Source organism: Collinsella sp. AM31-2AC (assembly GCF_003469285.1).
Taxonomy (GTDB): domain Bacteria; phylum Actinomycetota; class Coriobacteriia; order Coriobacteriales; family Coriobacteriaceae; genus Collinsella; species Collinsella aerofaciens_AT.
Window position 1 is genome coordinate 1 of the sequence record NZ_QSJB01000005.1, and the last position, 12,233, is coordinate 12,233.

The following is a 12,233-nucleotide window of genomic DNA, read 5'->3' on the forward strand; positions in this document are numbered from 1 at the left end:
GGCGGCGCCGAGCGCCGCAAGGGCGAGCAGCTTCGCCGCGACGGCGCGTCCGCGCGAGGGGACCGCCGTAAGGTTGGCGAGGCGCCCGGCAGCGCGCTCCTCGTCCACGGCGAGCCCGCAGACGATGGCGGACATGAGCGGCATGAGGGCGCCGAGGAACTGGACGTAGGCGTCCGCGCCCAGCGCCGGGTCCCATCGGGCTATGGAGAAGTACTCGCCGCAGGCAAGACCGGCTGCCAGGCCGCAGACGAGGTGCACCGCCGCGAGCGGGGAGCGCGCCAGGCGCAGGGCCTCGGAGAGCAGGGCCCGCGAGAGAGTCATGCGCGGCGTCGGGTCGGAGAATCGCGTCACGGCCATCACCTCTCCTCGGAGCGCGCGAACCAGGCCGCGCCCGCCGCCATGAGCGCGGCGAACGCGAGCGCGCAGACCGCAAGACCCGCCAGCGTGAGCATGCCATCCGCCGCGAGCGCCCCGCCGAGCGCCATGTCCGCCGCGAGTGGCTCGCCGCTCGGCAGCACGGGGATGAAGCTCGTGGGGATGACCATGCTCGCCGACGGCGGAAAGAGCTGCGGCAACGGCACCAACGACCAGGCGAACCCACCCACGAGCTGCGCGATGAGCGGGCAGAAGATGCCCGCGAGCATGCCGAGCCGCACCGTGAGAAAGAGCCCTGCGGGGATCATCCACGCCGCGGTCACCGTGTTGACGAGCGCGCAGAAGAGCATCGTGAGCGTGCCCGCGGCCGTGAGACCCTGCGAGGAGAACGCCGATCCCGCGAGGTAGATGCCGAAGACCACGAGGTTCGAGAGCGTGCAAAGAGCGAGGCACCAGAGCGCCTTAGCCCACCAGGCTCGCCCGAGCGGGAAGCCCAGGCCCAGAAGCCCCCGCATCCGCGTGCGAGCGTCCGCCCGCGCGACGCACGCCACCACAAGCGATAGAGACACGGGCAGGAAGAGCGCGTACCAGTAGTTCCACGCGCTAAAGATCTGCACGCCCCGGTAGGGCATCGCGCCGAGCAGCGGCATCGGCAGCGCCATGAGCACGGCCAGGCGAACCGGTGCCGCGTGGCGCGACTTCAGGGCCTCGGCGCGCAGGCCCGCGAGCAGGCCGCCTTTCTCACCCGTCATGCCGCCACCTCCCCGCGCGCTCGTCGCCCTTCCCGGCAGAAGCTCATGAAGAGTTCCTCGAGGTCCTGTCCGGGACGAAGCGCATCCTCGTAGGCGAGGCGCCCCCCGCAGATGATGCCGATGGTGTCCGCCATCTGCTGCACCTCGGAGAGGATGTGGCTCGAGACGATCACCGTCGTACCCGCCGCCGCGAAGCCGCGGATCTGGTCGCGCAGCTCCTCGATGCCGATGGGGTCGAGGCCGTTGGTGGGCTCGTCGAGCACGAGCAGGCGTGGCCGGGCGATCAGCGCCAGTGCGAGCCCCAGGCGCTGCCGCATGCCCATCGAGAAGCGCCCGGCGCGCTTCTTCCCGGTGTCCGCGAGGTCCACGGCGGCGAGCACCTCATCTATGCGGCTCTCGGGAAGGCCCAGCAGCGTGGTGCGCACGCGCAGGTTCTCTCGCGCGGTGAGGTTGGGGTAGAGCGGCGCCTCCTCGATGAGGCTGCCGATTGCGTAGAGGTCCTCGCGGCGCCAGGCGTGCCCGGCAAAGAGGATCTCCCCGGCCGTCGGCCGCAGCATCCCGCAGATCATCTTGAGCGTTGTCGACTTGCCGGCGCCGTTGGGACCGAGCAGCCCGTACACCTCGCCCTCGCGGATATGAAGGCTCACATCGGCCACGGCGTCCTGCGCCTGGTCGCCGCGGCCGAAGCGCTTGGTGAGCCCACGCGTCTCGAGCATGTAACCCATGGGTTTATCCTTTCTCTTCCGGGAGCGCGGGCCGAGTCACCGTGCCCGCGCGCCTTACCTTTCGGGTTCACCATCCATGGTGGGGCGCGTTTCTAACGAAGCCGTAACGGCCGTTGGGCTCTTTTGGCGCCAACCCTTCTCGACCCGCACATCATGATTAATTTGCTTAAGGCAACAACTTTCCCGATCGATGTAATCACCGAATCAAAACGTGTACATCAGCCATCAAAGATGCCGAAAAATGTCATATTTGGAGGCTGATGTACACAAATGCAGAATCCCGCACAACCCAGTAGCATCCTCCATATGTCTGGACTCTCTATGCATACGCTGGATAGACATCGCCGGAACGGGTATAGTATCGAAAGTTTTGTCGTTAACCAGCGGGGGAGTCCTGTGGGCATCAAAAAGAAGATCAAAAAGGAGCTTATCGGCACTTCCGATTACCCGTCGAATAAGATCTTTACGATCTCCAATTTCATCACCTTTACGCGCCTGATCCTCACCCTGGTATTTCTGTACCTGTTTGTGTCGGATAACAACCGCGTCATCGCCATCGTTATCTACGCCGTTGCCGCCTCTACCGACTGGATGGACGGTCAGATCGCCCGCATGACCAAGACGGTCTCGTGGCTCGGCAAGGTCATGGATCCCATCTGCGACCGTGCGCTGCTGTTCACCGGCGTACTTGGGCTGGTGGTCCGCGGAGAGCTGCCCATCTGGGTCTGCGTGCTCATTATTGGCCGCGACATCTATCTGGGCATCGGCACGCTTATCGTGCGTCATTATCACCGTCGCCCCATCGATGTCGTCTTTCCCGGAAAGATTGCCACTGCACTGCTCATGACCGGCTTCTCGCTCATGCTGCTCGGGTTCCCCGTTATTGACGGCCTGCATCTTTTACCTTCAACCCTTACGGCCTTCCCGGGCCTCAACGGAAGCTCGGTGCCCCTCGGCATCTTCTTTGTGTACGGCGGCGTGATCTTCTCCATGCTCACGGCTGTCATCTATTCCATTAAGGGCGGAGTGGCCATTAAACAGGCTCTCGCGCATCCCGAGGACGAGGACATCGACTTTCTGAACCCTGAAATCGAAGACTGATTCGTTGGGGTATGATTACGTACGGTTCATTATTTGCGGCACGTCCGCGATAAGTTAGGGGTTGTCATGGACAACATGGTTAACAATATGCCTCAGAATGATAAGACTGCTGACGCTACCTGCGTATTCCGCGTGCCTTCAAGCGACGTCACCGTTCCCGACCTCATGGCCAACGTGCGCATCACCGCACCCGTTCTGTCCATCGTCAAGGGTCCGCAGACTGGTGCCGCCTTTGAGCTCGAGGACGACGTGACCACCATCGGCCGCGATCCTGCGAACGGCATCTTCCTCAATGACATGACCGTTTCGCGTAGCCACGCGCGCATTATTCGCGAGGGCCTCGGCGCTCGCATTGAGGACCTGGGCTCGCTCAATGGCACCTGGGTCGACGGCGCCATTGTCAACGCGGCCCCGCTGCACGATGGTTCTTCCGTCCAGATCGGTACGTTTACGCTCATCTACCACGAGAGCACGCCGGAGCGCATCGAAACCGGTGAGTAGGGCATGGCCGAACGCAACTATCTGAGTATCGGCCAAGTCGTCAATCTACTTCGAGGCGCATACCCCGATCTATCGAACTCAAAAATTAGATTTCTAGAAGATGAGGGGCTCATCACCCCTCATCGAACGCCTAAGGGGTATCGCCAGTACTCCAAGGAAGACGTTGACCGTCTCGAGGTCATCCTGCACCTGCAGAAGACCCGCTACATGCCGCTCAACGTCATTAAGCAGCGCTTGGAAAACGCAACGGACCTGTCCACTTTGGCTTACGAGGTGGGTCTTCTGTCCGATGTTCCGCTTAAGACGGAGCCCAAGGAGACCAAGCAAAAGCTGCACCCCATCGAGACGATCCCCGACATGCTCGGTGTTGAGATTTCGTTTATCCGCTCCCTTGCCGAGAACGATCTTATCCGCATCATCAAGAGCCCGCAGAACCGAGAGCTCGTCGATGGCAGAGATTTCCCGATTATCCGCTACTGCTCGGAGCTGTCGCGCTTCCACATTGAGCCGCGCAACCTGCGTCAGTACGTATCGTCGGCAAACCGCGAGTCTTCGATGTTTGAGCAGGTTCTCGTGAGCATGCTCGGCATGGATACCTCTGATGATGAGCGCGACGCCAAGCTCGAGCGCGCTTTTAAGAAGCTGCACGACCTCACCGAGGGTGTGCATACCGCGCTCCTTAAGAACCGTGTCTTTGAGTCGCTCAACGCCGTGGTCGAGGACGCCGACATTGATGCACTCGATGAGGAGATTGCACGTTCCGAATCCACCAAGGCTAAAAGCGATGGGGCAAGCGTCCCCGCGGTTGCCGCGCACGAGGAGTCGCTCGTGCAACCGTCCAAGGTCGTCGTCCCCTCGCATAACCCGTCTGCTAACACGGGTAAATAATCGCCGTCCACCCGGCAATCCATGAAAGGTCACGCCATGTACGACTTCGAATCTCATATCGTCGATATCCCCGACTATCCCGAGCCCGGAGTCGTCTTTAAGGACATCACACCGCTCTTTGGCAATCCCGAGGCCCTGAGGGCCATGGTGGATGCCCTTGCCGAGCATTTTGCCGATATGGGCATTACCAAGGTCGTGGGTCCCGAGGCCCGTGGCTTTATGGTTGGCGTACCGGTGGCTGTGGCCCTTGGTGCCGGCTTTGTTCCCGCACGTAAACCGGGCAAGCTACCCCGCAAGACGGTGAGCCAGAGCTATGAGCTCGAATACGGCACCGACTCTATCGAGATCCATGCCGATGCCATTACCTCTAAAGATACCGTGTTGATTCTGGACGACTTGGTCGCGACGGGCGGAACCGTCGAGGCAACAGGTAAACTTGTGCGAGATATGGGCGCAAAGCTTGTGGGCTACGGGTGTATCCTTGAGCTTGCGTTTCTCAACCCGCGCGAGAAGCTCACGCCGACTGACGACGATGTTGAGCTCTTTAGCCTGGTGACGGTGGACTAGCCGTTACCCTTAGTTACTGGAAAGGAAGCTACATGCGCACAGCAAACACGCACAAAAACATGGCACGCTGCGCTGCTACGGCAACCCTCGCTTGTGTTTTGGGCTTGGGCCTCGCGGCTCCTGCCTACGCCGATACCGCATCCGACCTTGCCGCTGCTCGTACGAAGCTCGAGCAGATCGGTACCCAAACCCAGCAGATTTACGATGATCTCGCCACGCAGACGCAGGCGCTCGATCAGACTGCTGGCGAGATCACGCAAAAGCAGCAGGAGATCGCCGAAGGCCAGGCCAAGCTCTCGACCTATGTCGCCGGCGAGTACAAAACCGGCGGTCTGAGCCTGCTTCAGGTTCTGACCGGCGTCGATGACCTGAGCGATATGCTCAACCGTCTGTTCTACTACGGCAAAGTTTCCGATAAGCAGGCTCAGACCATTCAAGAGGTCAAGGAGCTTAAGCAGCAGCTCACCGATAAGCAGGCCGAGCAGGAGAAGAACGTCGCCACCACGCAAAAGAAGGTCGATGAGCTTAACGCCCAGCAGGCTGAAGCCCAGAGTGTCGTGAACTCCCTGGATTCACAGTTGCAGGCCGAGCTTGCTGCCGAGGCCCAGGCCAACGCCGCGCTGCAGGCTGGCATAAATGCTAGCACCGCCGAAAAGGCCACGGTGAGCAACGACACCGCCGGTACGAGCGAGAACACCAACAAGGGTGGCGGTACGACCAACGACGGCGGCGGAAACACGCCCGCGCCCGCTCCCACTCCGCAGCCCCCGACGCCCGCTCCGGCTCCGGCTCCGGCTCCGACGCCTTCCGCACCGAGCCAGTCCGTTGACGGCGGTTCCGTTGTTTCGCGTGCCTATAGCAAGCTCGGATACGCTTACTCTTGGGGTGGCATTGGGCCGAACAGCTTTGACTGCTCCGGTTTTGTAAGCTATTGCCTCACGGGACGCTACTGCCGTCTGGGCACCACGGTCGACTTCATGGGTTGGACCCGTGTGTCCGATCCGCAACCCGGCGATGTTGTGGTTAACTCCTACCATACCGGCATCTATATCGGTAATGGTCAGATGATCCATGCTTCCGACTACAAAACGGGCGTTATCATCAGCTCCGTCGCAGCCGGTATGAACAACAACTACATCTTCGTACGCTACTAATTTATTACTACAGCGAACGAACATGGGCCTCGCGATCTTGAGTCACGAGGCCCATTCTTTTTACCCCTACCGTTTGCCATAAAATCAGGATGGCTATCTAGTATTCAAAACTAGATAGCCATCCAATCAATCAAAAAGATGGCTATAATTGTTGGGGAACAATTAGAAAGGACCCTCAATGAGCTGGGCACTTATCTCCGATTCGAGCTGCAATCTTCGCGATTGGCAACCAACCGCACCTCATACCACCTTTGCATTTGCACCCCTTAAGATCCGAGTGGGGGAGCGTGAATTCGTTGACGACCTCTCGCTCGATGTTCACGAGCTTAATGTTGCCATTCAATCGGAAGCCGGCGCATCATCGAGCGCCTGCCCAAGCGTAGGGGAGTGGGCTGAGCTCTTTAAGCTCGCTGACAAGACGATTTGCATGCCCATCTCCGAGGGCGTCTCGGGAAGCTACAATGCCGCGGCCACCGCGCGTGACATGGTGCTTGCCGAAGAGCCCAACCGTCAGATTCATTTGGTTAACTCGCGAGCCGCAGGTGGCAAAATGGATCTGATCTTCTTGCTGTTCGACCGCTATCTTACGAGCAACCCGGATGCCTCCTTTGAGGACGCCTGCGCTTACTTCGATAGCTTGGAGCAGAACAGCAAGATCCTCTTTAGTTTGTGCAACTACGAAAACCTTGCGAAGGCCGGACGTATCCCTAAGGCGGCCGGCGTTATTGCTAACAAGCTCAATATCCGCATTTTGGGCACGGCGAGCGAAGCGGGCAAAATTGAACTCGTTGGGCACACCCGCGGCGAAAAGAAGATGCTCACCAAGATTGTCGACACCATGGAGGCCGAAGGCTTTACCGGCGGCGAGGTCGTTATCGACCATGTCGAGAATGAGGCGGGCGCCCAAGCACTTGCCAGCCGCATTGTGGAGCATTGGCCCGGCTCCAAGACGATTATCATGCCCTGTAACGGGCTAGATTCATACTATGCCGAGATGCACGGCCTCATTATCGGCTACGGTATGGGCGTGGCGTCGGGCCGATAATATCCAACTAGACAAACGTATGGGCGGGATAAGGAGCCATTGGCTCTTTATCCCGCCCATCTTATACCTCGGTTAGCTATTAAACCCATTGAACTTGAGATAGCTCATCAGATACGCCTTCGAAACGAAGGACGATACCGCACTGCGCACGAGCAACGATTCGCGCGTAACCTGATGTGCGGTATCGGGCACGGGAGTCTGCTCAACAGAAAACGCCGCACGAATCGATGCCTCGAGCTGATCGACAACATAATCGAAAGCCGTCGGAGCGTCGTAGCTCAAGCGCTGAATATTAAAGAGCGCCTGAACCGCAGCGATGGGCAGCACCTGCTTAAAGATACAAATGGCGATGAGACGCGCAATCTGCTCACGGCCATACTGCTTTTTAACCGGAGCAGGAACGAGGCCGACCTTTACGTAGTTATTGATCATCGATGGCGTGATAACGGGTTGCTCTACGCAAATCGAAAGCGGCTCCATCCACAGCGCAACATATTCAATAACCTGATCGCGATAGAGCGTTACGTTGGGCAGCTGGTCATAGCGTGGCAGGCTCAACGCGTTGAGTTTACCCACCATATCGGACTGAATAAATGCATCCGGCAGAACCGTCGGCTGAATATCCTCAGGCTTAATGCTGACCGACGTATCGGACATCGGGATAACATGTTTAGCATGGTTCATAAGAGGCCCCCGTTCGTTTTCTATATTGTATTCTAGGTTATATAGTTTTGCATACTACATAGCCGCAAAGTAAAAGTGGTTGGACGGCACATTGATGCACTGTCCAACCACTATGTTTAAAGATAGCAACCTTACATAAGATATATTATCGTACTTATCCACGGAGAAACGCGTATGCGCTCGTTGCCGCTATGGCTCCGTCCGAAACAGCGGTCACAACCTGGCGTAAACGTTTGGAACGGATATCGCCAGCGGCAAATAGACCTGGCGTGCGGGTCGCCATGGATTCATCAGTCAGAATGCCGCCATCAGGCGCCAGATCGACTAGATGCTCAACAAGCTCGGTATGTGGCTGCGTCCCCGTAAAGACAAAGATGCCAAACGAGCCGGGCTCAAATGACTCGGCATGAGTTTCCCCAGATGCATTGTCCTTAAAGGTAATCGTCGTTGGCATGGCTTCGCCCGATAGCTCCACAATACTAGTTTGGTACCTAACTGTAATATTGTCCTTTGCGAGTACTTTCTGAACAACACCATCCGGCGCACGGAACTGGTCGCGGCGCAGCACGATGGTCACACTGCTGGCAATGTCGGACAGGAACAGCGCCTCTTCGCATGCCGAATTGCCACCACCGATTACAAAAACCTGCTTGCCGCGGAAAAACATGCCGTCACATGTTGCGCAATATGAAACGCCACGACCGCGATACGTATCCTCGCCTGCGAAACCTGCCGGACGCGGCGTGGCACCCATGCAAGCGATAACGCTCGAGGCCAGCGTATCGCCCATATCGTGATGCACCGTAAACAACGCTGCATCGGCATCGTAATCGATACCCGTAACCATGCTCCATGTAACCTGTGCTCCCAGGCCCTCTGCATGCTGCTGAAAACGCTCGCCGAGTTCGGCGCCACTCAGGAGCGGGAAACCCGGATAGTTCTCGACCTCATTGGTTGTGGCGATCTGCCCTCCCGACATGCCCTGCTCAATCACGGTCGTCGTAAGGTTGGCACGCGCAGCATAAATGGCGGCAGCATAGCCCGCGGGGCCGCCACCGATAATCGCAACATCGATCGGCTTATCGGTAGTCATGAAGCGTCCTTTCGTCGAAACGTTGTCGTTCTTTGCGCTCGTACCCAAATTTACGTGAACGTGACACTCATGCACTACAATGATAAATCCGTATTACAAAGCTGAAGGGGAGTTATCGATGGACCAGGCGCAGACGAGTGACGACGCTCCCCTGCTCACGCACAGCACTCCCCAATCGGAGCAAACCACGCTCCTGGCTCAGCAAAAACCTCTCGTGACCATCGTGCACGCCTCCGTTGGCTCGGGCCACAAGGCCGCCGCAAATGCGATAGCGCAGGCATTCGACCTCATCCGCGGCACCAATGGCATCCCCGAGGATATTGAGATTGAAGTGCTCGATATCCTTGATTTTGGACGTATTAAATTCGACGGCAATAAGACCGCGGCTTCTTTTACGGGAGCCACGCGCCCCATTTACGACCTGACCTGGCGATATACGCTTACGGGACATCTTCTCTGGGGTGGCGGAACGGCATGGTCGCGAATTATGTTCCCCGCCTTCAACGAATATATTCGTAGCCGCAGGCCCATAGCCGTGGTTGCAACGCACATCACAGCAGCCAATGTTGCCGTGGGCGCCCGCGTAATTACGGGTATCGATTATCCGGTCATCTGCGTACCGACCGACTACGAAGTCGAGGGATGGTGGCCCCACAAGGACACCGATTTATTCTGTGTTGCCAACGAATTTATGGCCGAAACGCTGCGTCCGCGCAAGGTGCTCGAGACAAAGATTCGCATTACCGGCATTCCTATTCGCACCGGATTCGACACGGATTACGATCGCGAGGAAGAGCTAGCTAAGTTCAACCTCCCCACCGACAAGACCGTCGTGCTGGTAATGGCCGGTGCCAGCTTGCCTCAACCGTACGTTCGCTTTCGCGCGGAGATGGACCGCACCCTCCCCTTCCTACGCAGCTTCGAAGACATGCACTTTGTCTTTTTGCCGGGCAAAGACACCGAATATGCCACCCGCCTCAAAACGCTCTTCGACGCCATGAAGCTCGAAAACGTCACGGTTCTGGACTATGTCGATGATATGGCAGCGCTTATGCTCGGCTGCGACCTGGCAATTCTCAAATCGGGCGGACTCACCGTCACCGAATGCCTGTGCGCACACCTGCCGATGATCCTGTTGGGCAAGTCCTATGGCCAGGAAAAGGCCAACACCACCATGCTCACCGGCATGGGCGCCAGCATGCATGTCACCACCGCACGAGAGCTCATCGTGACGTTGCGACATCTCCACGATCATCCTGAGTCGCTCAAGGCACTGCTCATCAACGGCGAAGTACTACGCCGCCCCCACGCAGCCGAAGACATAGCCATCGCAACCATGGAGCTCGTAGGCAAACCCCAAAAGCGCAAACGAGCCTTCTGCCGCTTCTACTGGGGCGGAAAACCCGCGCACATCCGCTAGCGTCTTAATTTCCGCTTGCCTGCGGGAGGCCCCTATATATCATCCCGTGCTCAAACATTCTCGCTTCGCTGCGAAACTGCGCGCGGGACGATATATAGGGGCCTCCCGCAGGTAAGCTGCGTTAACGTACCAGCGGCTATACCAGATTCCCCACCAGTAGAATCTGCAAAGGGGAACCAGAAAATATAAATACAGTAAGTCGATGCGACAAAGGAGGCGTCCCTTCATCGCATCGACTTACTAGAAAAGTAAATATTGTTTCAAGCGAGTAGCCGCCCGCCCGGGGCTTACCTATATCGTTCCACGCGCAGTTTCGCAGCGAGCGAAGCGACGCGAGAATGTTTGAGCATGGAATGATATAGGTAAGCCCCGGGCGGGAGGGATACGGGCGCCCTAGGCGATGCCGCTGGAGCCGAAGCCTCCTTTGCCTCGGTCGGTTTCGTCTAGTTCTTCTACTTCTATGAGATTGACCGTGGGGACTTCTTGGATGACGAGTTGGGCTATGCGGTCGCCTTTATTGATTTGAATGTTATTGGAGGGATCCAGGTTGATGAGGATAACCTTGAGTTCTCCTCGGTAGTGGGCGTCGATGAGGCCCGGCGTATTGACTATAGACAGGCCCTGCTTGATGGCCAAGCCGCTGCGGGGCTGGACGAAGCCGGCGTAGCCATCGGGCAGGGCGATGGCCAGCCCCGTAGAGACCAGACGGCGTTCGAAGGGCTTCAGGACGCAGTCTTCGTTGGAGCGTAGATCCAAGCCGGCATCGGTGGGATGGGCGTATTTGGGAAGCTCGAGGGTGGGGTCGAGACGCTTTATGTTGACGGTAATGTTGGACATGGAATCACCTTAGCTTGTCGAGCTCTTGCAGAAATTCATCGACGTCTTTGAAATCGCGGTAGACCGAGGCAAAACGGATGTACGCAACCTTGTCGATCTTGGCCAAGCGCTTGAGCACCATGTCACCCAACTCATGGGACGTGACGGCCGTCAGCGTGCGAGAGCGAAGCTCGACCTCGATGTCATCGATAATCTCATTGAGCTTCTTAGTGTCGATATCGCGCTTGATGGTGGCGCGCATCAAGCCGACAAGAAGCTTATTGCGATCGAACCGCTGCTTAGTTCCATCTGACTTAATGACCTCGATAGGGTCCTCGCATCGCTCAAACGTTGTAAAGCGGTAGTTACACGAGCAACATTCGCGACGGCGCTTAATGGTGTTATTTGACTCCTGCATACGGGAATCAACGACGCGGGTATGTGCCTTGCCGCATTTGGGACAGCGCATGGTACCTCCTCTTAAACGATAACAAGGGTACCATGCGCAGCGCGATAATGATTACGAACGAGCAGGAACCTTAAGATGCGCACCGGCGGCGAGCGAACCATGCTCCAGATGATTGACGCTACGGATCATGTCGGAAGTCTCTTGCGTGGAAAGGCCTTCGATTGGATATTCTTCGGCAAGCGACCAAAGAGAATCGCCAGGCTGAACGCGAATGGTCTCGTAGGTAATGTTGGAAACGGACTCGGCATACGCGGCGTGACGAGCGCTAAAGACCGACATAGCGAGGACAAAGAAGAGCGTAAGCGCAACGGCGACGGCGACAATCGTCGGAACCTTCAGGGCAACGCGGGCCGGCGCGACTACAGCCTGCTGATTGCGCGCAGGCTTTACGGTCAAAGGCTGAAAGCCGGAGCGGCCACCCTGAACAACCGTAAAAGTGGGTTCTGCAGGCGTCTCGAGCTTAAGGGCGAGGTTTCCCTGGACCATATTCGTTACGTTCATCATGTTCTCCTCTCGCGTGTTTTGCTGAGAACAGTTTTATCAAGCCGCGCGGACAAAAATGTCTAGCGCGAGAACGAATGTTCGGTTATTATTATCTTCGAACAGTTGTTCCTGTCAAGCAAAATTCGAACATTTGTTTGAC

General features: G+C 57.6%; 14 protein-coding genes and 1 pseudogene. 7 read left to right on the top strand and 8 right to left on the bottom strand.

Translation table 11 applies throughout. The annotated features are described in order from the left end of the window. The 3 genes and pseudogenes from DW796_RS03055 to DW796_RS03065 all read right to left on the bottom strand — a co-directional run. A pseudogene (locus DW796_RS03055) lies at positions 1 to 321 on the bottom strand (lantibiotic ABC transporter permease); the annotation flags it as partial. 35 nt (positions 322 to 356) lie between these two features. Beyond that, positions 357 to 1,127: a hypothetical protein gene (locus DW796_RS03060; RefSeq protein ID WP_118094246.1), complete on the bottom strand. Its 771-nt coding sequence runs from the start codon at positions 1,125 to 1,127 to the stop codon at positions 357 to 359. Further along, entirely contained in the window at positions 1,124 to 1,852 is a 729-nt protein-coding gene (locus DW796_RS03065) for a lantibiotic protection ABC transporter ATP-binding protein (protein WP_055250122.1), read from the bottom strand. The genes DW796_RS03060 and DW796_RS03065 overlap by 4 nt, the downstream gene beginning before the upstream one ends. Before the next feature lie 396 nt (positions 1,853 to 2,248). On the opposite strand from DW796_RS03065, the gene DW796_RS03070 reads away from it, so the two are divergent. From DW796_RS03070 to DW796_RS03095, 6 genes are all read left to right on the top strand, one after another. Further along, positions 2,249 to 2,953 (top strand): CDP-alcohol phosphatidyltransferase family protein, encoded by a 705-nt coding sequence (locus DW796_RS03070; protein ID WP_118094247.1) that lies wholly within the window; start codon positions 2,249 to 2,251, stop codon positions 2,951 to 2,953. A gap of 66 nt (positions 2,954 to 3,019) precedes the next feature. Beyond that, positions 3,020 to 3,454 (top strand): FHA domain-containing protein, encoded by a 435-nt coding sequence (locus tag DW796_RS03075; RefSeq protein ID WP_006236002.1) that lies wholly within the window; start codon positions 3,020 to 3,022, stop codon positions 3,452 to 3,454. Positions 3,455 to 3,457: 3 nt separating this feature from the next. After that, a complete protein-coding gene (locus DW796_RS03080) occupies positions 3,458 to 4,342 on the top strand; it encodes a MerR family transcriptional regulator (RefSeq protein ID WP_117759889.1) in 885 nt (294 codons plus the stop codon). Positions 4,343 to 4,378: 36 nt separating this feature from the next. After that, on the top strand, positions 4,379 to 4,909 hold the full coding sequence (locus DW796_RS03085; RefSeq protein ID WP_187362359.1) for an adenine phosphoribosyltransferase: 531 nt from the start codon (positions 4,379 to 4,381) through the stop codon (positions 4,907 to 4,909). A 32-nt stretch (positions 4,910 to 4,941) separates the two neighbouring features. Then, a complete protein-coding gene (locus tag DW796_RS03090) occupies positions 4,942 to 6,063 on the top strand; it encodes an NlpC/P60 family protein (RefSeq protein WP_118094249.1) in 1,122 nt (373 codons plus the stop codon). Positions 6,064 to 6,241: 178 nt separating this feature from the next. Then, positions 6,242 to 7,108, top strand: coding sequence for a DegV family protein (locus DW796_RS03095; protein ID WP_117758506.1), 867 nt, complete (start codon positions 6,242 to 6,244; stop codon positions 7,106 to 7,108). Positions 7,109 to 7,180: 72 nt separating this feature from the next. Here the strand turns inward: DW796_RS03095 and DW796_RS03100 are convergent, their stop codons facing one another. Together DW796_RS03100 and DW796_RS03105 are read right to left on the bottom strand one after the other, a co-directional pair. Beyond that, positions 7,181 to 7,792: a DUF1836 domain-containing protein gene (locus DW796_RS03100; RefSeq protein WP_187361898.1), complete on the bottom strand. Its 612-nt coding sequence runs from the start codon at positions 7,790 to 7,792 to the stop codon at positions 7,181 to 7,183. Positions 7,793 to 7,946: 154 nt separating this feature from the next. Beyond that, positions 7,947 to 8,885: an NAD(P)/FAD-dependent oxidoreductase gene (locus DW796_RS03105; protein WP_089573367.1), complete on the bottom strand. Its 939-nt coding sequence runs from the start codon at positions 8,883 to 8,885 to the stop codon at positions 7,947 to 7,949. A gap of 118 nt (positions 8,886 to 9,003) precedes the next feature. Between DW796_RS03105 and DW796_RS03110 the strand changes: the two genes are divergently transcribed. Continuing rightward, on the top strand, positions 9,004 to 10,305 hold the full coding sequence (locus DW796_RS03110; RefSeq protein ID WP_117758508.1) for a glycosyltransferase: 1,302 nt from the start codon (positions 9,004 to 9,006) through the stop codon (positions 10,303 to 10,305). Between the two features lie 393 nt (positions 10,306 to 10,698). Here the strand turns inward: DW796_RS03110 and dut are convergent, their stop codons facing one another. The 3 genes from dut to DW796_RS03125 are packed head-to-tail and all read right to left on the bottom strand — an operon-like array spanning position 10,699 to position 12,091. Further along, positions 10,699 to 11,142 (bottom strand): dUTP diphosphatase, encoded by a 444-nt coding sequence (gene dut, locus DW796_RS03115; RefSeq protein ID WP_117654786.1) that lies wholly within the window; start codon positions 11,140 to 11,142, stop codon positions 10,699 to 10,701. 4 nt (positions 11,143 to 11,146) lie between these two features. Continuing rightward, positions 11,147 to 11,590: a transcriptional regulator NrdR gene (gene nrdR / locus DW796_RS03120; protein WP_022093781.1), complete on the bottom strand. Its 444-nt coding sequence runs from the start codon at positions 11,588 to 11,590 to the stop codon at positions 11,147 to 11,149. Positions 11,591 to 11,641: 51 nt separating this feature from the next. Then, positions 11,642 to 12,091 (bottom strand): LysM peptidoglycan-binding domain-containing protein, encoded by a 450-nt coding sequence (locus DW796_RS03125; protein WP_158561607.1) that lies wholly within the window; start codon positions 12,089 to 12,091, stop codon positions 11,642 to 11,644. Positions 12,092 to 12,233 lie beyond the last annotated feature (142 nt).